Source organism: Rhodococcus aetherivorans, from assembly GCF_011058165.1.
GTDB classification, from domain to species: domain Bacteria; phylum Actinomycetota; class Actinomycetes; order Mycobacteriales; family Mycobacteriaceae; genus Rhodococcus; species Rhodococcus aetherivorans.
In genome coordinates this window covers 1-16,917 of record NZ_JAALEG010000018.1, presented here as the reverse complement: position 1 = coordinate 16,917, position 16,917 = coordinate 1, and the positions used below count along the sequence as shown (strand labels likewise).

At 71.9% G+C, this 16,917-nt stretch carries 15 protein-coding genes; 9 read left to right on the top strand and 6 right to left on the bottom strand.

Annotated elements, in window-relative coordinates:
• Positions 1–3 precede the first annotated feature (3 nt).
• The gene (locus tag G6039_RS10115; protein WP_006931119.1) at positions 4–933 is read right to left on the bottom strand and encodes a sigma-70 family RNA polymerase sigma factor; all 930 of its coding nucleotides are present in this window, start codon (positions 931–933) and stop codon (positions 4–6) included.
• Positions 934–1,287: 354 nt separating this feature from the next.
• Here G6039_RS10115 and G6039_RS10110 point away from each other — a divergent pair, with 354 nt between their 5' ends.
• The 6 genes from G6039_RS10110 to G6039_RS10085 all read left to right on the top strand — a co-directional run bounded on the left by G6039_RS10110 (position 1,288) and on the right by G6039_RS10085 (position 7,058).
• A complete protein-coding gene (locus tag G6039_RS10110; protein WP_043799869.1) occupies positions 1,288–2,376 on the top strand; it encodes an ABC transporter substrate-binding protein in 1,089 nt (362 codons plus the stop codon).
• Positions 2,373–3,197 (top strand): ABC transporter ATP-binding protein, encoded by an 825-nt coding sequence (locus tag G6039_RS10105; protein ID WP_029541783.1) that lies wholly within the window; start codon positions 2,373–2,375, stop codon positions 3,195–3,197. The genes G6039_RS10110 and G6039_RS10105 overlap by 4 nt, the downstream gene beginning before the upstream one ends.
• Positions 3,190–4,062 (top strand): ABC transporter permease, encoded by an 873-nt coding sequence (locus G6039_RS10100; protein ID WP_006931126.1) that lies wholly within the window; start codon positions 3,190–3,192, stop codon positions 4,060–4,062. The genes G6039_RS10105 and G6039_RS10100 overlap by 8 nt, the downstream gene beginning before the upstream one ends.
• Before the next feature lie 33 nt (positions 4,063–4,095).
• Complete coding sequence (locus G6039_RS10095; protein ID WP_043799872.1) at positions 4,096–5,448, top strand: LLM class flavin-dependent oxidoreductase; 1,353 nt, start codon at positions 4,096–4,098, stop codon at positions 5,446–5,448.
• Positions 5,449–5,629: 181 nt separating this feature from the next.
• The gene (locus G6039_RS10090) at positions 5,630–6,064 is read left to right on the top strand and encodes an MFS transporter (RefSeq protein WP_072634507.1); all 435 of its coding nucleotides are present in this window, start codon (positions 5,630–5,632) and stop codon (positions 6,062–6,064) included.
• A gap of 7 nt (positions 6,065–6,071) precedes the next feature.
• On the top strand, positions 6,072–7,058 hold the full coding sequence (locus tag G6039_RS10085) for an LLM class F420-dependent oxidoreductase (protein ID WP_006931130.1): 987 nt from the start codon (positions 6,072–6,074) through the stop codon (positions 7,056–7,058).
• 25 nt (positions 7,059–7,083) lie between these two features.
• Here G6039_RS10085 and G6039_RS10080 read toward each other — a convergent pair whose 3' ends face one another.
• The 3 genes from G6039_RS10080 to G6039_RS10070 all read right to left on the bottom strand — a co-directional run bounded on the left by G6039_RS10080 (position 7,084) and on the right by G6039_RS10070 (position 8,739).
• Positions 7,084–7,647, bottom strand: coding sequence for a GNAT family N-acetyltransferase (locus G6039_RS10080; RefSeq protein WP_006931131.1), 564 nt, complete (start codon positions 7,645–7,647; stop codon positions 7,084–7,086).
• A 2-nt stretch (positions 7,648–7,649) separates the two neighbouring features.
• Positions 7,650–8,318 (bottom strand): DUF3239 domain-containing protein, encoded by a 669-nt coding sequence (locus G6039_RS10075; protein WP_029541792.1) that lies wholly within the window; start codon positions 8,316–8,318, stop codon positions 7,650–7,652.
• Positions 8,319–8,454: 136 nt separating this feature from the next.
• On the bottom strand, positions 8,455–8,739 hold the full coding sequence (locus G6039_RS10070; RefSeq protein WP_206530884.1) for a hypothetical protein: 285 nt from the start codon (positions 8,737–8,739) through the stop codon (positions 8,455–8,457).
• A 1,007-nt stretch (positions 8,740–9,746) separates the two neighbouring features.
• On the opposite strand from G6039_RS10070, the gene G6039_RS10065 reads away from it, so the two are divergent.
• The 3 genes from G6039_RS10065 (at position 9,747) to G6039_RS10055 (ending at position 13,538) form a co-directional block, all read left to right on the top strand.
• The gene (locus tag G6039_RS10065) at positions 9,747–11,147 is read left to right on the top strand and encodes a CitMHS family transporter (RefSeq protein WP_006936182.1); all 1,401 of its coding nucleotides are present in this window, start codon (positions 9,747–9,749) and stop codon (positions 11,145–11,147) included.
• Positions 11,148–11,214: 67 nt separating this feature from the next.
• Positions 11,215–12,888 (top strand): sensor histidine kinase, encoded by a 1,674-nt coding sequence (locus G6039_RS10060; protein WP_029541798.1) that lies wholly within the window; start codon positions 11,215–11,217, stop codon positions 12,886–12,888.
• On the top strand, positions 12,870–13,538 hold the full coding sequence (locus tag G6039_RS10055) for a response regulator (protein WP_029541800.1): 669 nt from the start codon (positions 12,870–12,872) through the stop codon (positions 13,536–13,538). The genes G6039_RS10060 and G6039_RS10055 overlap by 19 nt, the downstream gene beginning before the upstream one ends.
• A gap of 12 nt (positions 13,539–13,550) precedes the next feature.
• Here the strand turns inward: G6039_RS10055 and G6039_RS10050 are convergent, their stop codons facing one another.
• Both G6039_RS10050 and G6039_RS10045 read right to left on the bottom strand, forming a co-directional pair.
• On the bottom strand, positions 13,551–15,209 hold the full coding sequence (locus G6039_RS10050) for a DNA repair helicase XPB (protein WP_006936177.1): 1,659 nt from the start codon (positions 15,207–15,209) through the stop codon (positions 13,551–13,553).
• A 76-nt stretch (positions 15,210–15,285) separates the two neighbouring features.
• On the bottom strand, positions 15,286–16,917 hold a 1,632-nt coding region (locus tag G6039_RS10045; protein WP_241258747.1), incomplete at its 5' end, for a helicase-associated domain-containing protein.

Below are 16,917 nucleotides of genomic sequence, written 5' to 3'. Positions count from 1 at the left end.
TCGCTACGCTCGGTCGCCGTCCCCGCGGTCGAGCAGGACGCCGCGGAGCTTGTCGGGATTGGCCATGTCGTAGGCCGCCCAGACCCGCCCGTTGCGGACCGTGCAGCCGACGACCCGGCCGGCGAAGGCCCGGTGGGTCTCGTCGCCGGGGCCGCCCCCGCTGACGAACCCGAGTTCGCCGTTGACGAGCGCCGGTGTGCCGGCCAGGAACGCCTCGGCGCCGTAGCGCTGCATCAGGCCCAGGAAGAACCGGGCGAACCGCTCCGCGCCGACGACGACGTTGACGGCCGTGCGGGTCACCCCGTTGGCGTCTCCGATCACCCGGGCATCGGGATCGAGCGCCGCGACCACCGCCGCGAGGTCCCCGGAGGCGAGGGCGGTCATCAGCCGCTGCACCGCCTCGACGTGCTCGGCGGCCGGCACGGGGGGCGGCGCGGCCGCGACGGCCCGCCTACCGCGGGAGGCGAGCTGGCGCGCGGACGCCGGCGTGACGTCGAGAATGCCGGCGATCTCGTCGAACGGCACGGCGAACCCGTCGTGCAGGACGAAGGCGACGCGCTGGGCGGGGGTGAGCGTGTCCAGCACGACCATCGCCGCCATCCTGCTGTCCTCCTGCCGCACCACGGCTTCCAGTGGATCCGGGGCCGGCGATCCGCCGAGCGGGGTGACGATCGGCTCGGGCAGCCACTGGCCGACATAGTTCTCCCGGCGCGCCGTCGCCGACCGCAGCCGGTCGAGGCACAGGCGTCCGACGACGGTGGTCAGCCACGCCCGCAGATCGTCGATCCGGTCGGTGTCGGCGCCGTCGAGGCGCAGCCACGCGTCCTGGACCGCGTCCTCGGCGTCGGCGACGCTGCCCGTCAGCCGGTAGGCGACGGAGAGCAGGTGCGGCCGATGCTGCTCGAAGGCGTCGGCGAGCACGGCGGTGCGCATGGGGCGATCGTACCGACCGACGGCGCGATCGCGACCGGTACGGCACCGGACCGAACATGTCAAGGGATCCGCACACGGATGCGCCGAAGCGTTGACCCGTCGCGGCGGCCCGGGACAGACTTCCGGAGTCCGATCGCCGCAGAAGGAGTCCACCGTGTACGAGTGTCCGGACTGTTGTCGCTGACCCTCCCGGTGTAGCCCGGCGTGCCGGCCCGGCCGGCCGCCGTCGCGCGATCTTCCGTTGCCGCACCGCGAATCCCGGTGTCGCGTACGCCTTCACTGTCGCCGCGCGCCGCATTTCTCCGTGCCCGCCGTGTCGGGCCTCTTCGTCGAACGTAAGGGACAACTCTCGCGATGTCGTATTCCACGCTGCGCAGCCGACTGGTCCGGTCGGCTGCGGTCGCAGCCACCCTCGTCACCCTCGCCGCGGGGGTCGCGGCCTGCTCCTCGGGGTCGGAGACCACCACCACCGAGGACGGTCGCACCGTCCTGCGCTACCAGGGCTCGGCCGGCCAGGTCACCTATCCCGAACTCGCGGAGAACCTCGGTTACTACGAGAGCGTCGCGCTGGACTGGGTGGGCGACACCACCAGCGGTCCGCAGGACATCCAGTCCGCGGCCACCGGCCAGACCGAGTTCGGCGGCGCATTCAACGGCGCCGTCATCAAGCTCGCCGCCGCCAACTCGCCGATCACGTCGGTCATCAGCTACTACGGCTCCGACAAGGAGTCGTTCAACGGCTACTACGTGCTCGAGGACAGCCCGATCCGCACCGCCCGGGATCTGATCGGCAAGAAGGTGGGGATGAACACGCTCGGTGCCCACCACGAGTTCCTCGTCCGCGAATGGCTCGCCCAGCAGGGACTGACCCCGGACGAAATCAAGCAGGTCGAACTGATCGTGGTGCCCCCGGTGAACACCGAGCAGGCGCTGCGGGAAGGGCAGATCGACGTCGGCACCCTCGGCAGCGTGTTCCGCGAGACCGCGGTCTCGCGCGGCGGGATCCGTCCGCTGTTCACCGACGAGTCCCTGTTCGGGGCGTTCAGCTACGGCACGTACGTCTTCCGAGACGACTTCATCGCCGAGAACCGGGACGCGGTGGCGGATTTCGTGCAGGGCACGGCGCGGGCCATTCGCTGGGCACAGACCACCCCACGCGACGAGGTCATCGCCGAGTACAAGGAGATCATCAACGGCCGCGGCCGCAACGAGAACACCAACCTCGTCGAGTTCTACAAGAGCCCCGGCGTCGCCGGCCCGGGCGGGACGATCACCGAACAGGAGATCCAGACCTGGCTCGACTGGCTCGCCCGGAACGGCGAACTGCCCGAGAGCACGTTCACCCCGGCCGACATCTACACCAACGAATTCAACCCCTACGCCAACGGCACCTACGAACCGTCGAGCGGTCCGAACGGTGAACCCGTCGAGGAGGCGAAATGAGCACCACCCCGAAGCTCCGTCTCGAGCACGTGACCAAGCAGTTCCCGGTCCGCGGTACGGACACCGCGTTCACTGCCCTCGACGATGTCAGCCTCGACCTGGCCGACGGTGAGTTCCTCGTCCTCGTCGGCCCCAGCGGCTGCGGCAAGTCCACGCTGCTCGACCTTCTCGGCGGGCTGAGCAGCCCGACGTCGGGACGGATCCTGCTCGACGGACAGCCGATCTCCGGGCCGGGCCTGGATCGGGGCATCGTCTTCCAGCAGTACGCGCTCCTGCCGTGGCGCACCGCGCGGCACAACATCGAATTCGGCCTCGAGGCGAAGGGCCTGCCCCGGCGTCAGCGCCGCGCGCTGGCCGAGCACTACCTCGAGCTGGTGGGGCTGCGCGGGTTCGGCGATCGCTATCCGCACGAGCTGTCCGGCGGCATGAAACAGCGCGTCGCGATCGCCCGGAGCCTGGCGTTCGACCCCGAGGTGCTCCTCATGGACGAGCCGTTCGCCGCCCTCGACGCGCAGACCCGGGAGTCGTTGCAGGACGAGCTGTTGCGGATCCGGCACGAGACCGGCAAGACCATCCTGTTCATCACCCACGGCATCGACGAGGCGATCTACCTCGGACAGCGCGTCGCCGTGCTCACGTCCCGGCCCGGGCGGATCAAGACCGTCGTGGACATCGACATCGATCGCACCGTCGACGACGTCCGGTCCGGCGAGGCGTTCCGACACTATCGACACCGGATCTGGTCGTTGCTGCACTCGGAGGTCGAGCGCGCGCAGCACCACGAGTTCGGTGCCGCAACCCAGGAGGTGCAGCATGTCTAGTCCGAGCGCCACGCTGATCGACCCCGTCGAGCTCGACGGGGCCCTCGCGGAGCAGCGACCCGCGCCGGCCGTGCCCGCCCCGGGCGCCGGGACCGGACGCCGGGTCGGTGCCGTCGTATGGCGCGGTGTGAAGCCGGCCCTCGCGATCCTCGCCTTCCTCGCGGTCTGGGAGACCGCGCCCCGGCTCGGGCTCGTCGACGAGGTGTTCCTGCCGCCCTTCACCGTGGTCGCGGAGGCCTTCACCCAGCTGATCGGTAGTGGCCAGCTCGCCGAACACCTCGGCGCCAGCCTGTCCCGGGCCGTCACCGGATTCGTGATCGCAGTGCTCGTCGCGATCCCGCTCGGGGTGGCGATCGGCTGGTACCGGCCGGTGGCCGAGTTCCTCAACCCGATCCTCGAGCTGTTCCGCAACACCGCCGCGCTCGCACTGCTACCCGTGTTCATCCTGATCCTGGGCATCGGCGAGACCTCGAAGGTGGCGCTGGTGATCTACGCGAGCACCTTCCCGATCCTGCTCAACACCATCTCCGGCGTGCGCACCGTGGATCCGCTGCTGGTCAAATCGGCCCGTTCCCTCGGTCTGCCTTCCTACCGCCTGTTCCAGAAGGTGATCCTGCCGGCTGCCGTGCCGACGATCTTCACCGGCATCCGGATGGCTGCGGCCTCGTCGATCCTCGTGCTCATTGCGGCCGAGATGGTCGGCGCCAAAGCAGGTCTCGGCTATCTCATCACCGCCTCGCAGCTCAACTTCCAGATCCCGAACATGTATGCCGGCATCGTCGCCATCTCCCTCGTCGGTCTGACCTTCAACGGGATCCTCGTCGCAGTCGAGCGCCGACTGTCCCGCTGGCGCGCAGACCAGTAGTCCCTCCGTTCCCACGTACTCGGATAGGTTGTCATGTCCCAGTCTCCGAAGCAGTTCCACCTCAACGCCTTCCTGATGGGGGTCGGCCACCACGAGGCCGCCTGGCGGCACCCGCGCACCGACGAGCGCCGCGTCCTCGACGTCGCACACTTCCAGGAGCTCGCGCAGATCGCCGAACGCGGCAAGCTCGACTCGGTGTTCTTCGCCGACGGCCTCGCGACCGGTCCCCGCGTGGAACACAACATCCAGGCGGTCTTCGAGCCGATCACCCTGCTGTCCGCGATGGCCGTCGTCACCGAGCGGGTGGGCCTGATCGCCACCGCGTCGACCGGCTACAACGAGCCGTTCAACCTCGCCCGCAAGTTCGCCTCGCTCGACCACATCAGTCACGGCCGCGCCGGCTGGAACATCGTGACCTCGGGTGGCGCCGACGAGGCGGCCAACTTCGGCTACGACGAGACACCGGACCACGCCGGCCGTTACGACCGCGCCGCCGAGTTCGTCGACGTCGCCGTCGACCTGTGGGACAGCTGGGACGACGATGCCGTCGAGCTGGACGTCGACAGCGGCCGCTTCGCCGACCCGGCCAAGGTACACACCATCGACCACGACGGCGCGCGGTTCACGGTGCGCGGCCCACTGAACTCCCCGCGCTCACCTCAGGGCCGTCCCGTGCTGGTACAGGCCGGATCCTCGGAGAGCGGAAAGGATTTCGCCGCCCGGTACGCCGAGGCGGTCTTCACCGCGCAGCGCACCCTGGCCGAGGGGCAGGCGTTCTACCGCGACCTGAAGGCCCGCGTGGCCGAGGCGGGGCGGGATCCGCACTCCCTGAAGGTGCTCCCCGGGATCGTGCCGTTCATCGGCGACACCGAGGCCGAGGCCGAGGCGCTCGAGCAGGAGTTCACCGACCTGATCTCGCCGGCGTACTCGTTGCGCCAGCTCTCCGGGATGGTGGGAGTTGATCTCACCGAGCATGCCCTGGACGCGCCCCTGCCTCCGCTGCCGCCGATCGACCGGATCCAGGGCAACAAGAGCCGCTACGAACTGGTGAAGAACCTCGCCGAGAGCGAGGGCCTGACCGTGCGCCAGCTCATCGGGAAGCTCGGCGGCGGCCGCGGGCACCGCACCTTCGCCGGCACCCCCGAACAGATCGCCGACGAACTGCAGCTGTGGTTCGACAGCGAGGCCGCCGACGGCTTCAACGTCATGCCGCCGTATCTGCCCGGCGGACTCGAGGACTTCACCACCCGCGTGGTGCCGATCCTGCAGGAGCGCGGGCTGTTCCGCACCGAGTACACGGCGACGACGTTGCGCGGCCACTACGGGCTCGACCGCCCGGCCGGTCGCCTCGCGGCCACCGCATACGCGGGTGCCGCGACGGCGTGAGTCCGCCCCTCGAACCGACGTCGCTCGTCCGGACGGTGTTCGTCCCGTCCGCGATCTTCGGGATCGGGCAGGGTGCCGGGGCCCCGGTGGTTGCGCTTCTCGCGCGCGACCTCGGGGCCCCGGTGTCCGTGGCCGGGTTGATCGTGGCGTCGACCTACTCTGTTCGTATCCGGCGGGACAGATGATGGACCGCTTCGGCCGCCGCGTCGTGGCGGTGCCGTCGCTGCTCGTGATCGGTGTGGCGTTTCTGGCGCTCCCGATCGCGGACGATCTCATCTCCCTCGTGGCGGTGGCCGTGCTCCTCGGAATCGGCAACGGCCTGGGCAACGGCGTCATCATGACGCTCGGGGCCGACACCGCCCCGCCGCGGACGCGTGCGGAGTTTCTCGCGGCCTGGCGACTGATGCACGACAGCGGTATGTTCGCCGGCCCGTTCGCGGTCGGGGCCGTCGCCGCGCTGTCGTTGGCGGCCGGCGCACTGACCGTCGGAGGACTCGCGATGCTCGGTGCCGCCGTCATGTACCGGTACATTCCGCGATACTCGGCTTGGCCGCGTCGCACGCTGCAACCGGCGTCGGCGTCCGAGAAGGCAGCACACACCACGACACCGAGTTAGGACCCACATGCGTTTCGGATTCTTCGTCCCCCAGGGCTGGCGGCTCGACCTCGTCGGCATCGATCCCGCCGAGCAGTGGCGGGTGATGCGCGACCTGGCGCAGCGCGCCGATGCCGGCCCGTGGGAATCGATCTGGGTGTACGACCACTTCCACACCGTGCCTCTGCCCACCGAGGAGGCCACCCACGAGGCCTGGTCGCTGGTGTCGGCATTCGCCGCGGTCACCGAGAACGTGCGCATCGGACAGATGTGCACCGCCATGAGCTACCGCAACCCCGCCTACCTGGCGAAGGTCGCCGCGACCGCGGACATCATCTCCGGCGGCCGCATCGAGATGGGCATCGGCGGCGGATGGTACGAGCACGAGTGGCGCGCGTACGGATACGGCTTCCCGCCCGCCGCCGAACGGCTGCGCCGGCTCGACGAGGGCGTGCAGATCTTCCGGCAGGCCTGGACCACCGGCACCGCGACCCTGCACGGCAGGCACTACCAGGTGGACGGCGCCGTCGTGCGCCCCCTGCCGCTGCAGGACGGCGGCATCCCGCTGTGGATCGCCGGCGGCGGGGAGAAGGTGACCCTGAAGATCGCGGCCAAGTACGCGCAGTACACCAACTTCGACGGCACCCCGGAGGGCTTCGCCCACAAGTCGGAGATCCTGCGCGGGCACTGCGCCGACGTGGGCACCGACTTCGACGCCATCGTCCGCTCGGCGAACTACAACGTCGCGATCGGCCGGACCGAGGCCGAGGTGCAGGAGCGCCTCGATGCGCTGCGCGCGCGGCTCGAACCGTACGTCGGGCCGGAGAAGGCCGACAGCGCGCTCGACGCGTTCCGGGGGCTGCCCGCCGTCGGCACTCCCGAGCAGATCGTGGAGAACTTCACCGCGCTGAAGAAGCAGGGCATGACCTACGCGATCCTCTATTTCCCCGAGGCCGCGTACGACACCTCGGGCATCGAGTTGTTCGAGAGGGAAGTCCTGCCCGAACTGCGCTGACCGGGGTCGCCGGCGGCCGTGCCGATCACATCGGCCACCCGTCGGCCGGCACGCGTGGGTCGTCGGGCAGCAGACCCGCGACCCACGCGTCGTGCCGCACCCCGCGCTGCAGCACGCCGCGCCGTTGCACCCCCTCGAAGCGGAAGCCGACGCGCCGCGCCACCGCCGCCGACGCGAGATTGGCGGCCAGCGCCCGCCATTCGATACGGCCCAGTTTCAGACCGTCCGCGCGGAAGGCGAAGTCGCACAACACGTTCACCGCGGCCGTCGCGAGCCCGCGGGTGCGTGCGGCCGGAGCGATCCAGTACCCGATCTCCGCGGCCGACGGGTCGCGCGCGATCAGCCCGATCGTGCCCAGCAGCGGGCCGTCGGCGGTGGTCCGCACCGCCCACACCGGACTGTGTCCCTCCCAGCCGGCGGGCACCACGTCGCCGACGAACCGTTGCGCGTCGGCGCGGGTGTAGGGGTCGGGGACCGTCGTCCACCGGACGATCGACCGGTCCCGGCAGGCGGCCGTGATCGCGTCGACGTCGTCCGGGCCCGGCACCGTGAGAACGACGGTGCTTCCGGCGAGGACGACGGGTCGCATGGTCAGCGCAGGTCGGGGGGCAGGTCCTTCGGGTCCAGCACGAGCCGGCGCTCGTCGCGGGCCGCGACCTCGTCCGAGAGGGACAGTTTGCCTTCGACCACCTTCCACTCGGTCTCGTCGATGGCGGCCGCGGCCTCCCGCAGCACCGAGGCGTCGCGGGTGCCCCACGCGATCGGCATCGGGCTGACCATCTGCCACGCGCCGCTCGTGTTGCGGGTGGTGCGGTCCGACAGCACCGCGACGCACGGCACGCGCTCGCCGACCTGCACCCGGTGCCCCGGTACGGCCGTGACGTCCCGGGCGACCAGCGCATAGCGGTGGACGCCGGTCTCCGGCTTGGCGATGTCGACGAGCGCGAGCAGCGTCATCCCGCGCGGCCGGAGCTCGGAGACCACGGCCGGCACCAGGGGACTGTCCCGGTACAGGTGCTGGATCGTGCCCACCTTGCGCGGCGCCCATACCGCAACCCACGCAGCGGTGAGTGCGGCGACGATCACCACCGCCGCGACGACGAAGGACCACGCCTGGCCGATCAGGAGCAGCCACACCGCGGCCGCCGCGAACAGCACCGCCAGCACGATCCCCGAGACCCGCAGCCGCCGCACCTCGGCGACGGTCTGATTGACGGCCTTGGCGTGGGGCAGGTCCACGGGGAAGTCGAAACGGCGCACGCCGTCAGCTTATGCGACCGGCTGGTCGGCGGTGGAGCCCTGTAGGGGGGCCGCAGCGGTGGTGAGGGAGGCGTTGCTGTGGAGCCCTCTCGCGCGATGGCGCAGGATCCACCCCTTCGACACGAGGACCTTCGGATCACTGCGTAGCGGCCCGTACCGCCGCGATCACCCCGGCGACGAGCAGGGCCAGCAGGGCGACCACGAGCAGGACCGGAGCCAGCAGCGCCACCAGGACGACGGCGAGAGCAAGGAGGATCTTGGCCTTGATGCTCAGTCCGGACAGCAGGCCCTTGAACGCTGCCCACACGACGTTCTTGCCGGTCAGGAAGGCCCGGATCCCCTCCAGGACGGCACTTTTGATCGGGTGGCCCTCGGTGACGGAGTCGGTGAGCTGATCCGTCCACCCGGGGATCTTGCGCATCACCGCGGCTCCTTGCCTCCGCGCCGCGCGCGCAAGTCGGCGAACGCGGATCTTCAGCCACTCGACGAGGGCCGCGAAGGGTCCGGGCTTGCGGCTCGGAAGAGGCTCGCCGCGACCGGTGGGTCCGGGGCGTTGCGAGGTCGAGGCCGGCCGGCGGGGCGTGCGCTCCGGCGACGAGGGCCGGGATGCCGACGAGGGCCGGGATGTCGTGGAGGTGCGGGACTGCTCGCGGGGCCGCTGCCGTGCCTCCCCCGCGGCGGCGGTCCGCGTCCGCGGACGGGCCGGGCGCGTGGCGGCTTCCTGCCCCGGGCGGCGGGGGGTCTCCGACGTCGATCGGCGGGGGGCCGTTGCCCGTTCGGTGCGCGGCTTCGACGCCGTCCGCCGCGGTGCCGCCGTGGTGGTCGATTTCGTGGCGGCCTCCTGCCCCGGGCGGCGCCGGGGGGCATCCGACGTCGATCGGCGGGGTGTCTCCGGCGCCGATCGGCGGGGGGCCGTTGCCCGTTCGGTGCGCGGCTTCGACGCCGTCCGCCGCGGTGCCGCCGTGGTCGATTCCGTGGTGGCCTTCGTGGCGGCCGACTTCGCGGCGGTCGGTTTCGTGGCGGACGAGCGTCTGCGGGGCGCTCGTTCCCGGCCGGCGGTGGCCGACGCCGTCGGCCTTTTCGCCGTCCCGGACGACGGGGCCGCACGACGCGGCCGCTCGGTCGTCCTGGTCGAGCTGCCCCGGTCCGCGGCCTTGGTAGCCGTTCGGCCGGGGCTGCCGGATGCGGTCCGGCCACCCTTGTCGCCCCGTGCGCCCATGCGGAAGGCGTACCCCTCATGCGGTCCCGGTAAACCCGCCGACCGGGGCGAATGCACTCGAGCAGAATGCGCACAACGGCGCTATCGCACGCAACGGTGACCACCCGCAGTGGCCTGCCCCACACTTCCGTGTAGCAGAGATCACACCGGGCGACGACCCGGATTCTCGAACCTCCTCCGCACCGTCCACCGACGAAAGCGAGCAGATCGTGCTTGTCTTCCTCGGCTTCCTCATGGTCGCCGTCTTCATGTATCTGATCCTGTCCAAGAGGGCCACTCCCGTCGTCGGGCTGATCCTCGTTCCGGTCGCCTTCGGCCTGTTCGCCGGTGCGGGCGCCGATCTCGGCGACATGATCGTCGACGGGGTCACCGACCTCGCCCCGACGGCCGCGCTGCTGTTCTTCGCGATCATCTTCTTCGGGATCATGATCGACGTGGGGCTGTTCGACCCCCTGGTGCGGCTCGTCCTGCGGCTCGTCCGGGACGACCCGGCGCGGCTCGTCGTGGGGACGGCAGTGCTGGCGATGGTCGTCTCCCTCGACGGCGACGGCTCGACCACCTTCATCATCACCACGTCCGCGATGCTGCCGCTGTACCTGAAGCTGCGGGTGAGCCCGGTGGTGCTGACGGTTGTCGCGGGCCTGTCGAACGCGACGATGAACATCATCCCGTGGGGCGGCCCGACGGTCCGCGCCGCCAGCGCGCTCGGCCTGTCCCCGTCGGATGTGTTCGTCCCGATGATCCCGTCGCTGCTCGTCGGCCTGGTCGTCGTGCTCGGGTTCGCGCTGCACCTCGGTGTCATGGAGCGCCGGCGCCTCGGCAAGCTGGTGTGGACCGCTGAGCCGGTCCTGGCCGGCGCCGGCCGCGGCGGCTCCACAGGAGCGGGTCGTTCGGGTTCGCGTGGCACCGGCAGCGGATCCGGCCCGGACGCGACCGGCGACGACGAGACCGGCGGTTTCGTCGCAGGTCTCGACCCGACCCGCGCGACCCTGCGACCGAGGCTGCTGCCGTTCAACGCGCTGCTCACCGTCGCCCTGCTCGTCGTCCTCGGGCTCGACATCCTGCCCATCCCCGTCCTGTTCATGATCGCCGCAGGTCTGGCGCTGGCCGTGAACTTCCCGCGCGTGTCGGAGCAGTCCGAGGCGATCGTCCGGCACTCGTCGAGCATCGTGTCGGTCGTGGCCATGGTGTTCGCGGCCGCCGTCCTGACCGGTGTGTTCCAGGGCACCGGCATGGTCGAGGAGATGGCGCAGTGGCTGACCGGCGCGATCCCGGACGCGCTCGGCCCCTACCTGGCCGTGATCACGGGCGTGCTCAGCATCCCGTTCACCTTCTTCATGACCAACGACGCGTTCTACTTCGGCGTGCTGCCGGTCCTGGCCGAGACGGCCGCCCAGTACGGGATCGAACCGGTCGAGATGGCCCGCGCCTCGATCACCGGCCAGCCCGTGCACATGCAGAGCCCGCTGGTGCCCGCGATCCTGCTGCTCGTCACCCTCGCCGGCGTCCAGCTCGCCGACCACCACCGCAAGGTGCTGTGGCGTGCGACGCTCGTGTCGCTCACCATGCTGGCCGTCGGCATCCTCCTGGGCCAGATCCCGCTCGGCTGAGCTCCGCACCGACGTACCGTCGCGAGAAACGGATCAACGTGTCGGACCCCGAATTGCCGGAGGCGTCGTGAGGCTGCGCACCCAGGTGCTGCTGTTGCAGTCCGCCGTGGTGGCGGTGGCGCTCGGACTCGGGTTCGCGGCGTTCGTCACCACCACCGAGGACCGCGTCACCGACGAATACGGACAACGCGCCCTCGCCGTCGCCCGGACCGTCGCAGCCGATGCCACGGTCCGGGCCGAGGTGGCCCGGCTCGCGGCCGCCGACGACGGAGTCGTCGCACCCGGCAACCCGGAGCTCGCGACCGGCACGGTCCAGCAGGCCGCCGAGGCGGTGCGCGCGGCCACCGGCGCGTTGTTCGTGGTGGTCACCGACGAGCAGGGACTGCGGCTGGCTCACCCCGACGCGCGGCTGCTCGGTCTGCGGGTCAGCACCGACCCGGACGAGGCCCTGGCCGGACGGGAGGTGGTGCGCAGCGAGCGCGGCACCCTCGGCGACTCCGTCCGGGCCAAGGTGCCCGTCGTCGCCCCCGGCTCGGAGCGGGTCGTCGGCGAGGTCAGCGTCGGCATCGCCACCGACCGCGTCCGGTCGGAGCTGCGCGAGGACGTCGCGCAGGCGGCGCTCGTCGCGGCCGGCGCCCTGGCGTGCGGCGCCGCGGGATCGGCGCTGCTGGCCCGCCGGTGGAAGCGGCTGACCCTCGGCCTCGAGCCCGAGCAGCTCGCCGAGCTGGTCCGGGAGCAGGAGGTCGTGCTGCACGGCATCGGGGAAGGGGTGATCGGCGCCGACACCGAGGGGGTGGTCACCGTCGTCAACGCCGAGGCCCGGCGGCTGCTCGACCTGCGCGGCGGAGTGGGGGACCGGCTCGAGGACGTCGGGCTCACCCCGCGCCTGCTCGACGTCGCGCGCCGCCCCCGCGACGAGCCGGTGGCCGCCGCCGCGGGCGACCGGATCGTGCTGGCCGTCGCGCGACGGGTCCTGCGCGACGGCCGCGACCTGGGCACCGTGATGTCGGTGCGCGACCGCACCGACGTCGAGAAGCTCACCCGCGAACTCGACGCCGTGCAGTCGCTGACCACCGCCCTGCGGGCCCAGCGGCACGAGACCGCGAACCGCCTGCACCTGCTCTACGGCCTGCTGCAGCAAGGCCGCAGCGCTCAGGCCACCGAGTACCTCGAGCAGCTCCTCGGATCCGGGCCCACCGGCCGGCCCCTCGACGGGCTCGACGCCGTCGCCGACCCGTATCTGCACGCCTTCCTCACCGCCAAGGCCGCCCACGCGCGGGAGAGCGGGGTGACGCTGGTCCTCGGCGAGAACACCTGGGTGCGCGGCACCGTCCGCTGCCCCGTGGACGTCACGACCGTGCTGGGCAACCTGCTCGACAACGCGATCGAGGCGGCCCGCGAGCACGGGCACGACCCCGCCGAGGTGGAGGTCGAACTCGTCGAGGCCGGCCGCGACCTGCACCTGGCCGTCGCGGACACCGGTGCCGGCATCGCCGCCGGCCGCGCCGGGGAGGTCTTCGGGGAGGGTGTCACCACCCACGCCGACGGTGCCGTCCCGGGCGGTCGCGGAATGGGCCTGGCGCTGGCGCGGCAGGTGGCCCGGCAGCACGGCGGCGACGTGATCCTCGCCGATCCCGGCGGGCGGCGCACCCCGGACAATCCCACCGGGGGCGCGGTGTTCGTCGCCACGCTGATCGACGTACTCGACCAAGGAGACACCGCGTGGGCGGATCCGATCTGACGGTGCTCGTCGTCGACGACGACTTCCGCGTCGCGGAACTGCACGCGAGCGTGGTCGCCGCGGTGGCCGGGTTCCGCGTGGCGGCGGTCGCCGGTACCGTCGCGGCCGCGCGCGCCGCGGTCCGCGAGGCCCCGGTCGACCTCGCGCTCGTGGACGTGTACCTGCCCGACGGCTCCGGCATCGACCTGATCCGTGAACTCGACTGCGACGCATTCGTACTCGGCGCGGCCGCCGAGGGCACGACGGTGCGGGCCGCGCTGGCCGCCGGCGCCTCGGGGTATCTGGTCAAGCCGTTTCCCAACACCGAACTCGCGCGGCGGTTGTCGGCGTACGCGCAGTACCGGCGTCTCGTCGCCGGCGCCGAACTCACCCAGGCCGAGATCGACTCGGCGCTCGCCGCGCTGCGCCCGGCGCCGTCGGGCGCCGGCGACAGGGCGCCCCGATCGGTGACCAAAGAACTTGTTCTGCAAGCTCTCTCGTCCTCGAACACGCCCATGTCGGCGGGGGAGGTGGCGGCCACGATCGGGGTATCCCGTGCGACCGCCCAGCGTTATCTCGCCGCGCTCGTCACCAAGGGGCAGCTGCGGATGCAGCTCCGGTACGGCAGCACGGGACGACCGGAACAGGAGTACCGCCTCCCGCCCGGCTGAACCGGCCGGCGGTCAGCCGATGGTGGGGCCGAGCAGATCGTCCGCGTCGGTGATCCGGTACGCGTATCCCTGTTCGGCGAGGAACCGCTGCCGGTGCGCGGCGTACTCGGCGTCGAGGGTGTCGCGCGCGACGACCGAGTAGAAGTGCGCCTGCCCGCCGTCGTGCTTGGGGCGCAGCAACCGGCCGAGGCGCTGCGCCTCCTCCTGGCGCGAGCCGAACGTGCCCGACACCTGCACCGCCACCGACGCCTCGGGCAGGTCGATCGAGAAGTTCGCGACCTTCGACACGACGAGCACCTTCAGCTCACCGGCGCGGAAGCGGTCGAACAGCTCCTCGCGCTCCTTGTTCCGGGTCGAGCCCTTGATCACCGGGGCGTCCAGCGCCTCGCCGAGCTCGTCGAGCTGATCGAGGTACGCCCCGATGATCAGGGTGGGGGAGTCGCGGTGCCGGTCCAGGATCGACTTCACCACCGCGATCTTCGTGTGCGCGGTCGAGCACAGCTTGTACCGCTCCTCGGGCTCGGCCACCGCGTACGTCATCCGTTCCGCGTCGGTCAGGGTCACCCGCACCTCGACGCACTCCGCGGGCGCGATCCAGCCCTGCGCCTCGATGTCCTTCCACGGTGCGTCGTAGCGCTTGGGGCCGATGAGCGAGAATACGTCGCCCTCGCGGCCGTCCTCGCGCACGAGGGTCGCGGTGAGGCCGAGCCGGCGCCGGGACTGCAGGTCGGCTGTCATCCGGAACACCGGGGCGGGCAGCAGATGCACCTCGTCGTAGATCATCAGCCCCCAGTCGCGGGAGTCGAACAGCTCGAGGTTGCGGTACTCGCCCTTCGACTTGCGGGTGATGACCTGGTAGGTGGCGATGGTGACCGGGCGGATCTCCTTCTTCTCCCCGGAGTACTCGCCGATCTCGTCCTCGGTGAGCGACGTGCGGGCGATCAGCTCGCGCTTCCACTGCCGGCCCGCGACGGTGTTGGTCACCAGGATCAGGGTGGTGGCGCCCGCCTTGGCCATCGCGGCCGCACCCACCATCGTCTTCCCCGCCCCGCACGGCAGCACCACCACGCCGGAGCCGCCGGCCCAGAACGAGTCGGCGGCCATCTCCTGGTAGTCCCGCAGGTGCCAGGGGTTGGTCTCGAAGTCGAGGTTGATCGCGTGTGCCTCACCGTCGACGTAGCCGGCGAGGTCCTCGGCCGGCCAGCCGACCTTGAGCAACATCTGCTTGAGCCGGCCGCGCTCGCTCGGATGCACGATCACGGTGTCGTCGTCGAGCCGGGCGCCGAGCATCGGCGCGATCTTCTTGTTGCGCATCACCTCCTCGAGCACCGCCCGGTCGAGGCTGACCAGGGTCAGGCCGTGCGCGGGGTTCTTCACCAGCTGCAGCCGGCCGTAGCGGGCCATGGTGTCGACGATGTCGACGAGCAGCGGCTGCGGGACCGCGAACCGGGAGTGGGTGACCAGGGCGTCGACGACCTGCTCGGCGTCGTGTCCCGCGGCGCGGGCGTTCCACAACGCCAGCGGGGTGACCCGGTAGGTGTGCACGTGCTCGGGGGCGCGTTCGAGCTCGGCGAACGGCGCGATGGCCTGCCGGGCCTCGTTCGCGAGGGCGTGGTCGACCTCGAGGAGCAGGGTCTTGTCGGACTGGACGATCAACGGTCCGTCGGCCACGGACGCCTCCTAGCACGGGAACAGGCAGAACCTCCCCATTCTCCAGGTGCGGCGGCAGGCCCGCCACCGGCCGCCGTCACTCCACGAGCGCGACCGTGGTGATGCGGTGCAGCACGAAGCTGCGGACCGTGCCCGCGGCGGGGTCGAACGCCTCGAGCTGCCCCCCGCCGACGGCGACGGGATCGACGATGCGGTGGGTGGCGACGCCCTGCGCGTCGACGTAGCCGATCCGGACGCTGCGCTTGCCGTGCGCGGCGAGTTGCAGCAGCGCCATCGTCGCGGCACCGCCCGTGCGGGTGCCGTCGCCGCGGACGGTGGTGCCGCGCGGGGCGGCCGCGGCCCGGTCCCCGGCGCGCAGCGTGCGGATCAGGGTGTCGAGTTGCTCCCCGGTGGGCGGCGTCGGTCCGATGTAGCGGGGCCGTGCCCGCGGCACCGACACCCGGGCGCCTCGTGGCCGCAGGTCCAGCACCGCGCCGGTGGCGTCCTCGCCCGCGGGCGCGAAGCCCGCACCGCGCAGCTCGGCGAGCACCTCCGCCAGCGGCGCCTGCGACACCGCGACCGTCGGCGCGACGGCCCGCAGGGCGAGGTGGCCGGCGACGGGGTGACCGAGCACCTCGGCCAGCAGCGCCGGGTCGTCGGAGCGGACGAACGAGGCGGCGATCCCGGCGCGGAGCCGGCCGTGGCGGCGGGCGACGTCGTCGATCAGGTAGGTCAACGCCTGGGGGACGGGAGTGCGCGAATGCGTGGCGAACAGGGCGTGCAGCTCGGCGGCGCCGGTGCCCGCGTCCAGAGCGCGGCGCACGCCGGTCTCGCTCACCCGGTACACCGTGGCCGCGCCCGCCGACTCGACGTCGGCGACGAGGGCGATGCGGTCCGCGAGTTCGGGCACCAGGGGGCCGGGCGCCACCACCGTCAGGTCGGCCTGGACCAGCACGTAGTCGACCGGTTCCGGCAGGACCGCGGCCATCTCGGCCTCGGGGTCGCCGCCGTGCAGCAGCGCCTTGCCGGGCGAGGCGAGAGCCCCGTGCGCGACGACGGCCAGCGCCGTCGCCTCCCGCAGCGTCTCGGCCACCGTGTCGCCGCCGAGCCGGGCCGCCCACCGCGGCCGCCGCCAGGCCAGCACGGCTCGCGCCGCATCCGCGCCGGGCGCCGACCCGGGCACCTCGGCGAGCAGCTCGAGCAGCAGGCGCCGCTCGCGCGGTGCGGCGGTGGACTGGCACTCGTCGGACAGTGCGGCGATCGGCTTGTCCGTCGCGTCGCGGCGCCCGACGAGCCACGGACGTCGCGGCGCGTCGAGCCACGCGCCCGCGAGCACGGCCCAGCGCTGCGCGGGCGGCGCGTTCGACCAGCCGTCGGCGGCGGTGGTCGGCGCCCAGTAGTCGTCGATGTCCGTCGGGGGCGGCGGCTGGGGCACACCCCGCGAGATCAGGCCGGCCGCGGCGAGCACCTCGACGAGCAGCGCGGCGAGTTGCTCGTCGACGTCGACGGTCTTGGCGAGGCGGCGCAGTTCGCGCACTCCGAGTCCCCCGGACTTGAGCGCGGGGGCGGGCAGCGCGGCGAGCGCGTCGATCAGGTTCTCGCAGTGCCGCAGCAGTTCGAGGGCGGCGCGTGAGTGGCGCGTGTGGCGGGATGAAGTCGCAGGTAGGGACCAAAGTCCATCGCCGGTGCCGGTTCGCGACCTCGCCGTTATGCCCGTGTTATGTGAGGA